The sequence below is a fragment of the Woeseia oceani genome, from assembly GCF_001677435.1.
GTDB lineage: Bacteria > Pseudomonadota > Gammaproteobacteria > Steroidobacterales > Woeseiaceae > Woeseia > Woeseia oceani.
In genome coordinates, this window is record NZ_CP016268.1 from 2168996 (window position 1) to 2185112 (window position 16117).

The window sequence follows — 16117 nt, forward strand, 5'->3', positions numbered from 1 at the left end:
CAAGTCGTTGATGTGGCACGTTACGCGGGCGGATGAATTTTTCATTGCGGAAGTAGAACCGAGCGCTGCCCCCGCGTCAAGGGTGGCAAGCTTTTTAATCCCAATCCGGGGCCTCCGTGATGGCGCCCAGCGATGCCGATGATACTTCTGCCCGGTACTTCGCCAGAATACCGGTCTTCACAGTAGACGGCGGTCGACTCCACGCTTGTCGACGTTGCTCCAGTATCTCTGGAGTCACGTCGAGCAGAATTTGCCGGCGCTCGGCGTCGATTGTGATCCCATCGCCCTCTTCGACCAGCGCAATCGGACCGCCAACAGCGGCTTCCGGAGAGACGTGCCCGACGACGAAACCGTGGCTACCGCCAGAGAATCTGCCATCCGTAATCAACGCGACCTCGGCTCCCAGCCCTTTGCCCATGATGGCGCCGGTTGGACTCAACATTTCGCGCATGCCCGGAGCGCCTTTCGGCCCTTCATAGCGAATGACGATGACGTCGCCGGCAACAATATCGTTGTCCAGGATGGCCTGCAGGGCTTGCTCTTCAGAGTGGTACACCCGCGCGCGACCGGAAAACTGCAACCCTTCTTTGCCCGAGATTTTTGCCACCGCGCCATCCGGTGCCAGATTGCCGTACAGAACGACCAAATGGCTATTCGCTTTGATGGGCTCGGCGAAGTCTTTGACAATATCCTGACCTTCAGGGTAATCAGCAACGTCGGCGAGATTCTCCGCAACCGTTTTGCCGGACACCGTCAGGCAGTCCCCGTGCAACAGACCCTCATTCAGCAAACGCTTCATCAGGGGCTGTATGCCGCCAATCGCAATCAATTCCGACATCAGGTACTTGCCGCTCGGCTTGACATCAGCGAGTACCGGCACGTTTTGACCGATGCGGGTGAAGTCATCAAGACTAAGCTCTACTGCTGCTTCTCGTGCCATCGCCAGCAAATGCAGCACGGCATTGGTCGAACCGCCCAGTGCAATGACTACAGTAATGGCATTTTCAAACGCCTTTTTCGTCATGATGTCGCGCGGTTTGATGTCCTGCCTGATCAACTCCAAGACCGCCTCGCCAGCGCGAGTGCAATCATCCACCTTGCTGTCCGAAACGGCTTCCTGCGCCGAGCTGTTAACCAGGCTCATACCCAACGCTTCGATTGCCGAGGCCATCGTGTTGGCCGTGTACATGCCACCGCAGGCGCCCGGACCTGGAATTGCCGTTTGCTCTACATCCAGCAATTCGGCATCGTCAATTTTGCCGGCCGAATGCGCACCGACGGCCTCGAATACCGAGACGATATCCCGTCGGCCACGGCCCGGCTTGATGGTACCGCCGTAAACAAACACCGATGGGCGGTTCAGTCTCGCCATAGCCATGACGCAACCCGGCATGTTTTTGTCGCAGCCGCCAATGGTCACAACGCCATCGAATCCCTGCGCGCCAACCACGGCTTCGATGGAGTCTGCGATGATCTCTCGCGACACCAGCGAATAGCGCATACCCGGCGTGCCCATCGAAATACCGTCAGAAACCGAAATGGTGTTGAATATGACGCCTTTACCACCCGCAGCATCGACCCCGGCAGCCGCTTTCACGGCCAATTTATCGATGTGCATGTTGCACGGCGTAACCATGCTCCATGTGGATGCGATACCGACCTGCGGCCGCTGGAAGTCTTGTTCTTCGAAGCCAACCGCACGCAGCATGGCTCGGCTCGGTGCCTGCTCAACACCATCAACCACTACTTTCGAGTAGCGGCGCAATTCTTTTTCTGTCATTGGGGTTCGCTCTGTATACGGATTACAATCAACAACGCAAAACGCTTATAAGAACACGTCTGCTCCGGCAATCAACACCGGTACCTAATTCAACAATGAATCGTCGTCCAGAATCGTGACGACAACACGGCTTATTGCATTCGACGCCGCGCCGCCCTGTCCCAACTCGATGGCAAACGATTCGTTATCTTCAGCAACGGTATCTTGCACAAGCGGAATCAGCAAGCGCGCGCTGCGTTGTCCTGGACCGAAGGTGACGAATCGTCGACCCGGAACAAAATAGTCTTCGCCTTCGGTCGCCGTGATATCGCGAATCTCATAGCGCACCGACAGCGAACTCTGGTCCGGATTCAATCGCTCCACATCAATCAATGCTGCCGGATCTCGTTCGTTGACCACCACACTACTCGTTGCAAACGCAACTGTATTCACGGCGTAACTTTCTTCATATCGCCGCTGATCGTCATCCAACAATCGCAATTCGACCCGTCCCAGGGTCGATTCAGGGTTGTAGTAATCACGCAGTAGCAAGTCAATTTGCCGGTCCGGCTCACGTAGGTCGTCGGCTGTCGGCACGATGGAAATGGAGGCCTGCCGTTGTCCCGGATCGAAATTGACGATGCCGTCACCGGACAATGAGAACTCCCCGTCTTCCAGTGGCGAACGGGAACCACTGAAGCCAACTTCGTCGATGCGCACCAGCAATGCCTCGGACAAGCCAAACCAACGATAGAGCTCAAGGACAACCTCGCCACCGTCTTCCGCCAGATTCAGCACCAGCGCATCGCTGCTTTCGCCCGGAGCGGCAAGTACCAGACTGTGGCCGTCAGCGGCCGCCAACGGCGATGACTCGAGCGCCGCCTCGTCCGTTGGGTAGCCTGTGAATACGTCTTCGGGCACCGATGCCGTACGAGCAGCGGCGTCATTCTCCAAATCCGACACCGGCGACAACGGCTCGGCGTCTGCGGGTGCGGAGTCAGAATCCGCCTCAGATTCGTCATCATTGCGAGCCGTAGCGGCAACATTGGTCGAGGTTGCCGGGAGCGGTACAGCGACAGACGGTTCGCTGGCAGGCGTACTGTTCGGCACGGCCGGCTCAGTCGCTGCAGGCGCCGACAGCAATGGCGCGGGTCCCGCAGCTTCCTGAAACTTCATTGCAGGCGGCAATGAGGCAAGCAGCGTGGCCCGCCAATCCGGCCGGACTGCCAGGCCCAGGCCCGCGATAACCACTGCCAGCAGGACGATATAGGGCCAACGTGTGGGTGAGGTCGCGAACCGCCGTTCGAGCAATGCATCCGGCGGGATGCGTAACTCATCAATTGGGCCTGCCTCAGTGTTCGGCACCTCTGCCGTAAGCTCGTTGACGAACTCAAGTGGTGTCCGCTGTCGTCCCACCCGGGAGTACGCCAGCCCTTTGCGTAACGCCTTCCACTGGCTGTCGGTCAGACCCTGCGGTCGTTGCGGTTCCATACCCGCCTCGGCAGCCTCCGCCGCATTCCGCGGACCGAAGACGCGATGACCGGCAATGAGCCGGTACGCAAGGCAAGCCAGCGAGAAAACGTCATCGGCGGCGTTCGGCTCGTCGCCGGTCAGGACCTGCATACTCGAATACGCGGGCGTAGCCGCACGCAATACGTCAGGGTTTGAGGTATTGCTGCCGCGGCGACGCTGTTGTACGCGTGCGATTCCGAAATCAACCAGCTTCACGGATCCGTCTGGCAGCAGCATGATGTTGCCGGGTTTTACATCCGCATGAATAACGCCGCAACGATGCGCGAAATCCAGCGCGCCGCCGATTTGCCGGATAATTTCAAGCGCACGCGGAATGTCAGCTCGCAATGTACCGTTGTCCAGCGCATTGGCAAGTGATTCACCTTCGAGCCACTCCATGATCAGGAAATACAAGTCGTCTTCGCGATCAAGGTCGATAAAACGGACGATGTGCGGATGATTCAGGCAACGCCCCTTCGCCGCTTCCTGTTGCAAGGCACGTAAGGCATCCGGATTGCCTGACAGTTGCGGCGACAGAACCTTGATCGCCACCGCCGAATCGCTGCCATCCACGTTGGCAAGATGGCGATCGTACGCTTTGTAAACAACGCCCATGCTACCGGCAGCCACTTTGTCGTGCAGGAGGTAGCGATCGCGCAATACCGAGCCAGTCTGCAATCGCTTATCCGGTTCGGTTTCGACCAGGGGCGGCGTGTCAATGACCATCGTGCGGCTGAACTCATCCTCCCCGCCGTCGAACCCCGCCAGCGGCGAGGTGCCGTCGCCGGCATCACCCGTTGTCAGTCCGGGTTCTGTTTTGTGATCTTCGGTCACGCCTGTCTCCAGATACGCCGCACAGAATCGAGCAGCGATTCACAATGCCCGATACGGCCAATGACCATGTTAGCGCGATCTCGCCGTGAGTCTGTGGGAACTGTGTATCGAAACGTAAGCGCAAATTTGTCGTACGATCAAAGTACTTTTCCCGGATTCATGATGTTACGTGGATCGAGCGCCGCCTTGATGGTGCGCATCAACTCAATTTCTGCACCGCTCCGGTAGTGCGCCAGCGTAGTCCGTTTGAGTACGCCAACGCCGTGCTCGGCGCTGAAACTGCCGTCAAACTCAGCGACTACGTCATACACGATACCGGCCATCGCGGCGCGCTCAGCGTAGAACCGCTCTGCCGTCCAGTCGATTGGCTGAGACACGTTGAAGTGCACATTGCCATCGCCGACATGCCCGAAGGCCATAACCCGCGAGCCAGGGCAGAATCGTTCGACAGCCAGGGTCGCGCTGTCGATAAATTGTCCGACGACCCCGACCGGCACCGATACATCGTGCTTGAGACTGGCGCCTTCGTGCTTTTGCGCTTCCGATATTGAATGCCGCAGATGCCAAAAGCCGTTTCGCTCGGCTTCATTCTTCGCTATGGCCGCGTCAGTAACGAGGCCCTGCTCGAACGCGCGCATCACTTCGTCCTGAAATTCAGTCCCATCATCAACCAAGGCGGATTCGAGCAGGACATACCACGGTGCCGCGATTTCAAACGGCATCCGGACATTTTGTATGTGCTTCTCGGCCAGTCCTGCCGCCGGCGCTGAAATCAGTTCAAACGCCAACAACTGATCGTGCAGGCGCCCGCGCAACTCGGCCAGCAATGCCACTGCTTGTTCAGCACTGGCCAATGCCAGCAACGCGGTACCGCGCTGCCGTACCTTGGGGAATAGCCGCAGGCTAGCCGCCGTGATGACACCCAGTGTGCCCTCGGCGCCGATGAACAGCTGTTTGAGATCGTAGCCCGCAGTGTCCTTTCGAAGCGTTCGCAGGCTGTTCAGCACCGTGCCGTCGGCCAGGACGACTTCCAGTCCCAGGGCCTGTTCGCGAGCGGTTCCGTAGCGCAGGACATTGACGCCACCCGCATCGGTCGACAAATTACCGCCTATCTGGCAACTGCCCTCGGCCGCAAGACTCAACGCGAAAGTCCGGTCAATATCATCAGCGGCCCGTTGCAGGTCGGCCAGAATGCAGCCGGCTTCCGCGACCATCGAATAGTTCTCGGCCGAAATCGAGCGAATCCTGTTCATCCGGCGCATCGACAGCAGGACCTGTGTGCCGCTCGTATCGGGAATCGCGCCACCGCACAAGCCGGTATTGCCACCCTGTGGCACAACAGCCGTGCCGCTGGCATTGCACTCAGCAAGAATACGGGAGACCTGTTCGGTCGTTTCCGGCATCAACATGACCGGTGTTGCGCCGTGCCAGCTGCCACGCCATTCCTGAAGGTACGGAGCGAGATCCTCGGCGTCGCTCAACCACCCTTTCTCGCCAACAATCTTTTTCAGTTGTTCGATTATCACCCGGTCTCCAATTCGGCATGTCGTTCGTACATTGCCCAGTCAATATTGCTGCCGCACATCACGATGACCACAGGGCGACCACGCACGGTTTCCAGCAACGGCCCAAGCAATGCTGCCGTGCTTGCCGCACAGGCCGCTTCGACCGCCAGCTTCACTTCATGAAACAGAAAGCGCATCGCATTACGTAACTCGCCATCACTAACGCGCACCAGCCGGTCCGTATGCGCGCGACACAAGGCATAGGAGTAAGGCAAAGCGAATGGCGCACCGAGGCTGTCTGCGATGGTGTTCACCTTGTCGATCGCCTGCGGGCTGCCTTTGGCAAAACTGCGGTGCATCGTATCGGCACCAACGGGTTCAACGCCATAAACCTGTACGCCGGGCCGCATCAGCTTGACGGCAGTAGCGATGCCAGAGCACAAGCCACCACCGCCGATCGGCACTATGACCGCGTCGAACTGTCCTACTTGTTCGCAGATTTCCATGCCGAGCGTTGCCGTGCCCAACGACGTCCGTGGCCCTTCAAACGGGTGCACCAGATAGCGACCTTCCTCGCGGACGATCCGCTCAGCCAGCGCAAATGCCTGATGGGCATCGGCTGCCGTCAAGATCTCCGCGCCGTAATGGCGGCAACGCTCTACGCGTGCCGGGCTGGACGAGTCCGGCATGACCACTTTGGCGGAAATGCCGAGTTCGCTGGCGGCATAGGCCGTCGCAATGGCGTGGTTTCCGGCACTGACAGCGACCACGCCAGCCGCTCGCTGCCTGTCGTCCAGCTCCAGCATGACCGCCAAAGCACCGCGGGGTTTGAAGGTGGACGTGCGCTGCAGGAACTCGAGCTTTGCGTGCACTGGTGCAGCGGTCACGGCTTCAAGCGCGGGACATCGCACTACAGGGGTATTAACCAGCCAACGCGCCAGTACAAGACGCAAGGCACGAATCTCGGCAAGGCCGGGTGACGGGGCAAGCAAGCAACAACTCCGGAGCAAGTGAAAGGCTGCCCGGATGATACCCTCCCCGGAGCCCGCAGGCACCCGGCAGTGCGTTTCAGCGGAACCATCAATGCATGGAATTTTAAATACCTACGGCTGACTCTTAATAAAACTTGCACTGTGCAGCAGAGTTGATTAATTTCCTTGCACAGTACCGATGCCAAATATGCGATGCCAGGTGGGGACCTGCGGAGCGGCAATCGGTCATCGCCGCGCATTGAGTGTTGCGAACTGCGCAGGGGGACGGGGCTCAGGCTACCGACTCCCCAGGCTGGACCAAATACATGGATTATGATGACCTGTCGCCGTCAGGCATTCACCGGATCGCAGGATACTCACCGTACCTCGACCAACTGGCCGGCTACGCCAGCAATATGGGTTTGCGGCAACGTAGCAACCTGGTTCAGCTTGAACGCTCCCTCAACGAACTCTGGGCACTGGGCCAGAACAGCATCCTCAGCTGGACACCGTTGGATGACGGTCTGCTGGTACTCGTGGTCCCTCACTACGCGATCGCCGAATACATCGCCGGTATTCCGCGCAGCGGCAATGTCGCCCAAAACGTTTCATCCAGATTCATCATCGAGCTCATATCCGGTGAGCGTGAGCTGACCCTGGCTCAAATGCAGAAAGTATCCACACTGATGAACGTGGAACCCAAGCACCTTCGACTCCGGCAACCATTAAGCAGCCACCCGGTCGAAACCAAGATTATCGAAAAGATGATTCGCCGATACGGCATTAATTTCGTCGCCAGTCGCGCCGTTACCCTGTTTGATATCGTGGGCTTCAGCCTGCTAACACCTTTTGAACAAATGACCCAGCTCAACAGTCTTTCGTATTCGCTGAATTCGGCTCACGCCAAAATGCTCGAACAAGACGTGAAAATTAATTTTGCACGTTCGACAACGGGCGACGGATTCTATATTTGGAACAGGGACAACGGCCTTGAAGCCAACGTAAACCTGTATCACTTCATGCATATCGTGCTGGCCGACAATGCCATCGCGCGCAGCAAATCAGCCTCGAAAATCGTGCCCCGACTGCGCGCGTGTTTTCATGTCGGCAGCTGTTATGAATTTCATCAGGCCGAAGGTTTGAACCCGACTATTCACGACTTCATCGTCGGTGACGTCACCATTGACCTGGCACGCATGATCGACGCTGCATCGCCCGGACAAATTTTGGTTGGCGATTTCCACGCTGAGTTGATCGGCGATACCCACGACCATGAACAATCGCAGGTCCATCTCGACGCGGCCACGTTTCTAGAGCGAGCACAAGGTAACCTGTCAAAGCTCAGCGGCCTCGTGCTGTCCGGCGAAAGGGTAACGGCAATCAAGTGCTACCTTACGGGCGAGCGGCTGGAAAGTGGTGATTTCGACATTCGCAAATTGGAAATACGGGACAAGCACGGTCTGACACGAACGGCCTACAATGCGAAGGTCAACATCTACCGCGAACTCGCCGAACCGATACTGCTCGGCATCGAAGATCGCAAGCTGCAACTCGAACACTTTCCGGAAGTTGCGCCGTCGTTCTAGACTGTCGCTGATTCCCGGGGACTCGCAATCGGGGCGCCCCCCAAAAAAAACGCCTGACCGCAAACCGTGGCAGGCGTTTCCTTATTACTAATTGGTCGGGGCGAGAAGATTCGAACTTCCGACCCCCACAACCCCATTGTGGTGCGCTACCAGGCTGCGCTACGCCCCGACCGAAACTGGCATACCCATAAGGCCGGCAATAATACGTGCCGGCCGGGCGAGATTAAAGGCTTTTGTCAGCGGCGCAGAATCTTAAGAACTTGTTCAAGTTCTACGCGCAACTGCTTGATTATTTGTTGACTTTGACTAACGTCCGTTTTCGCTTGATCCCCCATCAGGCGCTGCCGGGCACCGCCGATGGTGAAGCCGTCTTCGTACAGCAATGCACGAATTTGGCGAATGATCAGCACGTCCTGACGCTGGTAATAACGTCGATTACCACGACGTTTCACCGGCTTCAGTTGTGGAAATTCCTGTTCCCAATAGCGAAGCACGTGTGGCTTCACAGCACAAAGGTCGCTCACCTCACCAATGGTGAAGTAGCGTTTACCAGGAATTGGAGGTAGTTCGTCGTTATTCCCCGGTTCCAGCATAGGCCTCTACTCGGGCTTTTAGTTTTTGTCCAGGCCGAAAGGTCACCACACGGCGCGCCGTAATGGGTATTTCCTCTCCAGTTTTTGGATTCCTGCCTGGACGTTCATTTTTATCCCGAAGATCAAAATTTCCGAAGCCAGAAAGTTTGACCTGTTCGCCAACGGCAAGCGACGCTCGCAGTTCCTCGAAATACAGATCAACCAGTTCACGTGCTTCACGTTTGTTGAGCCCTAATTCATTGAACAACGATTCCGCCATGTCGGCTTTTGTCAGTGCCATAGGGTTATTCTCTCAGTTCCGCGCCGAATTCTTGTTGCAGTTTGGTGACCGCTGCGGCCGTTACAGAATCAGCATCAGCGTCAGTAAGGGTGCGGGATGTTTCCTGTAAAATCAAGCCTAAAGCTACGCTTTTTAGCCCAGCTTCTATGCCGGGGCCGCGATACACATCGAAGATCCGCACGGCCCGCACCAGGGCCGGAGCGGCGGCCGCAACGGCGGCCTGAATTTGCGCAGCCGAAACCTGTTCCGCAACCACTATCGCGAGATCGCGGCGGATCGCTGGATATCGCGAAATGGCGGCTGCGGACGGCAATCGAGCAGCAAATGCCGCATCGGCATCCAGTTCGAAAGCGTATATGTCTTTTTTGATGTCGAAGTGCTTGGCGACGGCTGGATGAATCTTGCCCAGGACACCAACCTGCTCGCCGTTGCGACGCAGCACAGCCGCCTGCCCCGGCTGCAATGCCGGGTGCTGCAATACGTCAAAGGTGAAGCTTTCGCGATCACCGGTGGTCGAAAGCAAGGCTTCGACGTCGCCCTTAACAGCAAAAAAATCAACAGGTTGTGGCTTAATACTCCACTGTTCCGGAAGTAATGGCCCGAGCACAAGGCCGGAAATTCGCCGCACTTCCCGCGTATTTTCCAGCGTGCCGTGATACGACTTACCTGTCTCGAACAAACGAACCCGATCCTGTTGCCGGGCTACATTGTTCGCGGCCGCCTGTAACATGCCAGTCCACAATGACCCGCGCATGACAGACATTGCCGATGAGATTGGATTGCTCAAAACCAGGGGCGTCACATTGCCGGTCACCAATTGATCGGCTGCCGCGTCAACAAAACTCCAGGTGATGACTTCCTGATAGTCGCGGGCAACCAGCGCATCGGCCACTCGATCCGGTTTGATTTGGGTTTCGCTGACCGCCCGCAATGGCGTCGTCGTAATGGCCGTCGCTTCATCTATGCGATCGTAACCGTATACCCGGGCAACCTCTTCAATGAGGTCTTCCTCTATGACTATGTCAAATCGAAAACTGGGTGGCGTCACTGACCAGCCGCTATCCACTGCCGTAACATTAAGGTGCAAATCACGCAGGATCTGCGTCACCGTATCGTCGTTCAGCTCAACACCCAGAACTTGCCGCAGACGCTTGCGTCGCAGCATTACCTCCGGTCGTTGTGGCAGCAAGTCCCGTTGCACCTCATCCTGCAGAGGGCCCGCGGCGCCACCGGTGATCGCGAGCAGCAATTCGCTCGCCCGCTCAATTGCACGAGGCGCTAATTCGGGATCTACGCCACGTTCAAAGCGCATGGATGCGTCTGTGTGCATTCCGTAGCTGCGAGCGCGACCCGCCATCACGTCTTGCGGCCAGAACGCTGCCTCGAAAAATACGTTTTGCGTGTTGTCTGAGACCGCCGTGCTTAGTCCGCCCATAATGCCCGCAAGACCGATGGGGCCGGAATCGTCGGTCACCACTACCGTGTCCGGATTCAGCGCAAGCTCACGCTCGTCGAGCAAGACCAAGCGTTCGCCGGGCTTCGCAAAACGGGGCCTGATGGGTCCCTGCAGCTTATCGAGATCGTAGGCGTGCAGCGGTTGGCCAAGCTCCAGCATGACGTAGTTGGTGATATCGACAACCGGGTGGATCGCGCGGACACCGCTCTTGCGCAACCGCTCGGTCAACCACAAGGGTGACTTCGCGCTGGTATCAATGCCGCGAATGACTCGCCCGGCAAACCGCGGACACGCCTCCGGCTCAATCTGTTCAACGGGGTAGCCGGCATCGCTGGATGCCGCAATGCTGACAATCGACGGTCCCTGCAATTCAGTGCCGGTTTGCGCCGAAAGGTCTCGTGCAAGCCCAAGGATACTGAAGCAATCGCCTCGGTTAGGCGTCAGATCCACGTCGAACACCGCGTCCGGCAAACCCAGATACTCATTGAGCGATTGCCCGACAAGCGCATCAGCGGGCAATTCGATTATGCCGTCCGACTCGTCACCGAGGCCCAGTTCAATTGCTGAACACAACATACCCATCGATTCGACGCCGCGGATTTTCGCTTTACGCAGTTTCACGCCGTTCGGCAGGGTCGTGCCCGGACTGGCAAGCGGGCTCTTGATTCCGGCGCGGGCATTGGGCGCACCACAGACAATTTGCACCGGCGCGCCTGTGCCAAGCGATACAGTACATACTCGCAAACGATCTGCGTCGGGGTGCGGTACCGCCTCAAGCACTTCTGCGACAACCACACCGTCCAGCCCCTGCCCCTCGATGGTCAGGCTATCCAGTTCATGGCCGGCCATGGTCAGGCGCTCGCCTATACCCTGAGCATCCAGATCCGGATTGACCCACTCCCGTAACCAGCTTTCTGCAAACTTCATCGTCTGGAGTCCCGGGCTAGCTGAACTGACGCAGGAAGCGCAAGTCGTTGTCGAAAAAGGTGCGGAGGTCAGTTACGCCATAGCGCAACATGGCCAGTCGTTCGATACCCATACCGAACGCATAGCCGGTGAATTCTTCTGCATCGATACCGGCCGCTGTCAGCACTTTTGGATGCACCATGCCGCAGCCGAGTATTTCGAGCCACTTGTCTTCGCCCCACATTACGTCGACTTCAGCAGACGGCTCGGTAAACGGGAAGTAAGACGGTCGAAACCGAAGCTCGGCATCCCGTTCGAAGAAGCACTCGACGAATTGGTGCAATACCGCCCTCAAATTGGCGAAGCTGATACCACGATCGACCACCAGCCCCTCGACCTGATGAAACATCGGTGTGTGGGTCTGATCGGAATCGCAGCGGTAGACGCGACCCGGCGCAATGATGCGGATCGGAACACCCTCTTCAACCATCGAGCGGATTTGCACAGGCGAGGTATGCGTGCGCAGCAGTTTTCCACCCGGGAAGTAGAATGTGTCGTGCATAGCACGGGCGGGGTGGTTTTCGGGAATATTCAGCGCAGTGAAATTGTGGAAATCGTCTTCAATTTCCGGCCCGGAACGCACTTCAAAGCCTGCATTGCCAAAGATGGCTTCTATCCGTGCCATGGCTCGGGATACCGGATGTCGTGCACCCATCCCCAGCCCCTGACCAGGCAAGGTTACATCGACCGCATCTGCCAGCAAGCGGGCCTCAAGCGCCGCCTGCTCCAGCCCATCGCGTCTGGCATTGATAGCCTGAACCAAAGTCTGCTTGGCGGCATTGATGGCCTGACCGGCGGCCGGACGCTCCGCGGCGGACACCTGACCCAGCGCTTTGAGTCTTGACGTCAGCTCACCCTTTTTGCCGAGGTAAGTGACGCGCACCGAATCCAGCGCAGACAGGTCCGCGGCAGCAGCGATTTCTTTCGCCGCTGCCGCGAGTAACTCATCGAGTGTTTGCACGAGCCTGACTACTTAGGTCAGGCAATCAGGAATCGGCAAGTGCGGCTTTGGCTTGCTCCGCAATTGCACCGAATGCCTCCAGATCGTGCACCGCGATATCAGCCAGCACCTTGCGGTCGATGTCCACTTCCGCACGGCTCAAACCATTGATCAGGCGGCTGTAGGACAAACCATGAATGCGGGCAGCGGCGTTGATACGCGCGATCCACAATGCACGGAACTGACGTTTGCGTTGACGACGGTCACGGTACTCGTACTGACCGGCTTTGATAACAGCCTGCTTGGCCGTCTTGAATAATTTACTGCGAGCGCCGTAATAGCCCTTGGCTTTGCCAAGTACCTTTTTATGACGCGCTTTGGCGGTTACGCCACGTTTAACTCTTGCCATGACTCAATCGCTCCTCAGCTATACGGCAGCATGCGACGCACGCTTTTAACGTCGCACTCGGCAACCTGCAGGGTCAGACCCAGCTGGCGCTTACGCTTCGACTTCTTTTTCGTAAGGATGTGATTGAGATGGGACTGAGCGCGTTTGAAGCCACCCTTACCCGTCCGGCGGAAGCGCTTGGCCGCGCCCCGGTTCGTTTTCATCTTCGACATTGTCTTTTCCTGTTTTCTAGCCCTGCAACGTACGTCACCGCAACATGCGATGCGCCGCGACAGGCGGGGTTCAGGCAGTGACCCGTTACCGGGTGTACCCGTACTCACTTTTTCTTGGTCTTACTTTTTCTTTGGTGACATCACCATAATCATCTGCCGCCCTTCCATCTGCGGCATCTGTTCAACGACACTCAGCTCTTTCAGGTCGTCTCGGACCCTGGCCAGCAGCTTCGCACCCAATTCCTGGTGCGCCATCTCCCGACCTCTGAACCTCAAGGTGACTTTGGTCTTGTCGCCGTTCTCAAGGAACGCCGTCAGCTTCTTCAGCTTGATCTTGTAGTCACCCTCGTCCGTGCCCGGACGAAATTTGATTTCCTTAACATGGACCTGTTTTTGCTTGCGTTTCGCCGTTTGCGCCTTCTTATTCAGCTCAAACAGGTACTTGCCAAAGTCCATCACCCGACATACGGGCGGTTTCGCTGTGGGAGAGACCTCTACAAGGTCCAATCCCTGTTCTTTCGCGATTACCAGCGCTTCTCTCAAAGGCATTACACCGGCTTGTTCACCATCCTGATCAATTACCCGAACTTCCGATGCCTCGATTTCTTCATTGCGCCTGACGCGCTTAGTGGCTGCGATAAGCCGATCCTCCCAAATACCATGAATGTCTCCGCCTGCAACCGGTCTACTACCGGCACCTGCAAGACGGGGACGCGAATTTTATAGCCGCCGTGAGTACGACACAAGCGCCACAGGGCCTGAATAGCAACAAATTCAGGCCTGTTACGCAAGTTTGACGGTTTTTTGTCGCAGATCTACAACAAGCCACCGGGTCTGGTGGGCGATGGTGGTCTCGAACCACCGACCTCCACGATGTCAACGTGGCGCTCTACCCCTGAGCTAATCGCCCGCACGGTGTGCGGTGGGTCCCGCAAAACGGCGCCCAAGATACTCAAGGAGCTGGTCCTTAGCAAGCACTCTCGGCGCCTTTTTGGCAGAAACTTCAATCTAGCCAACCAGACGGTCCGAAAGCCCCAATGCCGCTTCCCGCAAGGCATGGATTTCGTCCCGCAAACGAGCCGCTTCTTCGAATTCAAGCTCCCGCGCGTGTTTCAGCATCCGCTTTTCCAACTTCTGCGCTTTTTGCAGCAGCTGTTCCGGAGTCATCGCGGCGTACGAGGCGGAGTCCTCGGCGGCCCGCTTGCGGCCGCGAACCGGGGCCGTTTGCCCCGCTTCCATGATATCGGCGACACTCTTGATGATGCTGGCGGGCACGATGCCGTGCAGCGCATTGTGCGCAAGCTGCCGTTCCCGTCGGCGGTTGGTTTCGCCGATCGCCCGTTCCATGGAACCGGTCATACGATCCGCGTACAGAATCGCTTTGCCGTTCAGGTTGCGGGCCGCCCGGCCGATCGTCTGTATCAGCGAACGCTCGGAGCGCAGGAAGCCTTCTTTGTCCGCATCGAGGATCGCCACCAGCGAGACTTCCGGCATATCCAGCCCCTCGCGCAGCAAGTTGATTCCTATCAACACGTCGAACTCGCCCAGGCGCAAATCACGAATGATCTCCATCCGCTCGACGGTACCGATGTCCGAATGCAGATAGCGAACACTCACACCGTGTTCCTGGACGTACTCGGTCAGATCTTCGGCCATGCGCTTGGTGAGCGTGGTAATCAGTACCCGCTCGCCTGCTGCCGTGCGCAGGCGAATTTCACTCAAGACGTCATCGACCTGGGTCAGGGCTGGGCGCACTTCCACTTCCGGATCAATCAGTCCGGTGGGCCGTACCAGCTGCTCGACAATATTGTCCGAGCGCTCGCGTTCATAATCACCCGGTGTCGCCGAAACGTAGACGGTTTGCGGTGACAGATTTTCAAACTCGTCAAAGCGCAAAGGCCGATTGTCCAACGCTGACGGTAAACGAAAGCCGTACTCGACCAGCGTTTCTTTGCGTGAGCGGTCGCCTTTGTACATTCCGCCCAACTGCGGGACCGTAACGTGGCTCTCGTCGACAACCAGCAAGGCATTGGTCGGCAAGTAATCGAACAGACACGGGGGCGGCTCACCGGGCTCACGTCCGGACAAATAACGGGAATAGTTCTCAATGCCCTGGCAGTAGCCGAGTTCCTTGATCATCTCCATGTCAAACAGCGTGCGCTGTTCAAGCCGCTGTGCCTCGAGCAATTTTTCGTGTTTGCGCAAGTATTCAAGTCGCGGCCGCAACTCAGCTTCAATCTGCTCAACGGCCGCCATCATTTTCTCGCGCGGCGTAACGTAGTGCGACTTGGGAAACACGGTCAGCCGTGGCACCCGGCGAACGACCTCCCCCGTCAACGGATCGAAGTACGACAACGCCTCAATTTCGTCATCGAACAACTCGATGCGCACTGCATCACGCTCGGATTCCGCTGGAAAGATGTCTATGACATCGCCGCGGACCCGGTAGGTGCCTTGCGACAACTCAATCTCATTCCTGGTGTACTGCATCTCGGCCAAACGGCTCAGAATGCTTCGTTGCTCCACTGATTCGCCGCGTGCCAGGTGCAACACCATGCTGAAATACGCTTCCGGATCACCAAGACCGTAGATGGCGGAAACCGTGGCAACAATAATGGTATCGGGACGCTCAATCAGAGCTTTGGTGGCCGACAACCGCATCTGTTCGATGTGCTGATTGATTGACGCATCTTTCTCGATATAGGTGTCAGAGCTGGCGACGTAGGCTTCCGGCTGATAGTAGTCATAGTAGGAAACGAAGTACTCGACAGAATTGCGCGGAAAATACTCACGCATCTCACCGTACAACTGTGCGGCAAGGGTCTTGTTCGGTGCCAGAATTATCGCAGGACGCTGCACTTCGGCGATCACACTGGCCATCGTAAAGGTCTTGCCGGACCCCGTGACCCCAAGCAAGGTTTGGCGTGCCAGGCCGTCCCGCAACCCGCTCACCAGACCACTGATTGCCGCTTCCTGATCACCTGCAGGACTGTACTTGGAAACGAGCTCTAGTCGATGGGGTTCAGTGTCTGACATTATCTTGGGTGCCTCGCAGGAATCGCGTACCATTGCGGCGGCTTTATAGGAGAAAAGC

At 57.4% G+C, this 16117-nt stretch carries 13 protein-coding genes and 2 tRNA genes; 1 reads left to right on the top strand and 14 read right to left on the bottom strand.

Going from position 1 to position 16117, the window contains the following annotated elements; translation table 11 throughout:
* Positions 1–94 precede the first annotated feature (94 nt).
* The 4 genes from ilvD to BA177_RS09745 form a co-directional block, all read right to left on the bottom strand.
* On the bottom strand, positions 95–1780 hold the full coding sequence (ilvD, locus tag BA177_RS09730) for a dihydroxy-acid dehydratase (protein WP_068615785.1): 1686 nt from the start codon (positions 1778–1780) through the stop codon (positions 95–97).
* Between the two features lie 84 nt (positions 1781–1864).
* Entirely contained in the window at positions 1865–4105 is a 2241-nt protein-coding gene (locus BA177_RS09735) for a protein kinase domain-containing protein (RefSeq protein ID WP_068615786.1), read from the bottom strand.
* Positions 4106–4242: 137 nt separating this feature from the next.
* Positions 4243–5631, bottom strand: coding sequence for an FAD-binding oxidoreductase (locus tag BA177_RS09740; RefSeq protein ID WP_231892426.1), 1389 nt, complete (start codon positions 5629–5631; stop codon positions 4243–4245).
* Positions 5628–6602 (bottom strand): threonine ammonia-lyase, encoded by a 975-nt coding sequence (locus BA177_RS09745; protein ID WP_068615789.1) that lies wholly within the window; start codon positions 6600–6602, stop codon positions 5628–5630. The genes BA177_RS09740 and BA177_RS09745 overlap by 4 nt, the downstream gene beginning before the upstream one ends.
* Positions 6603–6907: 305 nt before the next feature.
* Between BA177_RS09745 and BA177_RS09750 the strand changes: the two genes are divergently transcribed.
* On the top strand, positions 6908–8167 hold the full coding sequence (locus BA177_RS09750; RefSeq protein ID WP_082990021.1) for a hypothetical protein: 1260 nt from the start codon (positions 6908–6910) through the stop codon (positions 8165–8167).
* 92 nt (positions 8168–8259) lie between these two features.
* On the opposite strand, the gene BA177_RS09755 is transcribed toward BA177_RS09750, so the two are convergent.
* The 10 genes from BA177_RS09755 to uvrB form a co-directional block, all read right to left on the bottom strand.
* A tRNA-Pro gene (locus BA177_RS09755) sits at positions 8260–8336 on the bottom strand.
* 67 nt (positions 8337–8403) lie between these two features.
* Positions 8404–8760, bottom strand: a complete 357-nt coding sequence (locus BA177_RS09760; RefSeq protein ID WP_068615791.1) for a MerR family transcriptional regulator — start codon at positions 8758–8760, stop codon at positions 8404–8406.
* Entirely contained in the window at positions 8741–9040 is a 300-nt protein-coding gene (ihfA, locus tag BA177_RS09765) for an integration host factor subunit alpha (RefSeq protein ID WP_068615793.1), read from the bottom strand. Before ihfA ends, BA177_RS09760 begins: the two co-directional genes overlap by 20 nt.
* A gap of 4 nt (positions 9041–9044) precedes the next feature.
* Positions 9045–11423 (bottom strand): phenylalanine--tRNA ligase subunit beta, encoded by a 2379-nt coding sequence (pheT, locus tag BA177_RS09770; RefSeq protein WP_068615795.1) that lies wholly within the window; start codon positions 11421–11423, stop codon positions 9045–9047.
* A gap of 16 nt (positions 11424–11439) precedes the next feature.
* Positions 11440–12423, bottom strand: coding sequence for a phenylalanine--tRNA ligase subunit alpha (gene pheS, locus BA177_RS09775; RefSeq protein ID WP_068615797.1), 984 nt, complete (start codon positions 12421–12423; stop codon positions 11440–11442).
* Positions 12424–12448: 25 nt separating this feature from the next.
* The gene (gene rplT, locus BA177_RS09780) at positions 12449–12811 is read right to left on the bottom strand and encodes a 50S ribosomal protein L20 (protein WP_068615799.1); all 363 of its coding nucleotides are present in this window, start codon (positions 12809–12811) and stop codon (positions 12449–12451) included.
* A 14-nt stretch (positions 12812–12825) separates the two neighbouring features.
* The gene (rpmI, locus tag BA177_RS09785) at positions 12826–13023 is read right to left on the bottom strand and encodes a 50S ribosomal protein L35 (RefSeq protein WP_068615801.1); all 198 of its coding nucleotides are present in this window, start codon (positions 13021–13023) and stop codon (positions 12826–12828) included.
* 120 nt (positions 13024–13143) lie between these two features.
* Complete coding sequence (gene infC / locus BA177_RS09790; RefSeq protein WP_082990022.1) at positions 13144–13680, bottom strand: translation initiation factor IF-3; 537 nt, start codon at positions 13678–13680, stop codon at positions 13144–13146.
* A 178-nt stretch (positions 13681–13858) separates the two neighbouring features.
* Positions 13859–13933: transfer RNA gene (locus BA177_RS09795), tRNA-Val, on the bottom strand.
* A gap of 98 nt (positions 13934–14031) precedes the next feature.
* The gene (gene uvrB, locus BA177_RS09800) at positions 14032–16059 is read right to left on the bottom strand and encodes an excinuclease ABC subunit UvrB (protein WP_068619183.1); all 2028 of its coding nucleotides are present in this window, start codon (positions 16057–16059) and stop codon (positions 14032–14034) included.
* Positions 16060–16117 lie beyond the last annotated feature (58 nt).

What these genes read in the sequence shown, in the direction of transcription:
- ilvD (WP_068615785.1), bottom strand. Translation starts at nt 1,780, where the DNA reads ATGACAGAAAAAGAATTGCGCCGCTACTCGAAAGTAGTGGTTGATGGT.
- BA177_RS09750 (WP_082990021.1), top strand. Translation starts at nt 6,908, where the DNA reads ATGGATTATGATGACCTGTCGCCGTCAGGCATTCACCGGATCGCAGGA.
- BA177_RS09760 (WP_068615791.1), bottom strand. Translation starts at nt 8,760, where the DNA reads ATGCTGGAACCGGGGAATAACGACGAACTACCTCCAATTCCTGGTAAA.
- ihfA (WP_068615793.1), bottom strand. Translation starts at nt 9,040, where the DNA reads ATGGCACTGACAAAAGCCGACATGGCGGAATCGTTGTTCAATGAATTA.
- pheT (WP_068615795.1), bottom strand. Translation starts at nt 11,423, where the DNA reads ATGAAGTTTGCAGAAAGCTGGTTACGGGAGTGGGTCAATCCGGATCTG.
- rplT (WP_068615799.1), bottom strand. Translation starts at nt 12,811, where the DNA reads ATGGCAAGAGTTAAACGTGGCGTAACCGCCAAAGCGCGTCATAAAAAG.
- rpmI (WP_068615801.1), bottom strand. Translation starts at nt 13,023, where the DNA reads ATGTCGAAGATGAAAACGAACCGGGGCGCGGCCAAGCGCTTCCGCCGG.
- uvrB (WP_068619183.1), bottom strand. Translation starts at nt 16,059, where the DNA reads ATGTCAGACACTGAACCCCATCGACTAGAGCTCGTTTCCAAGTACAGT.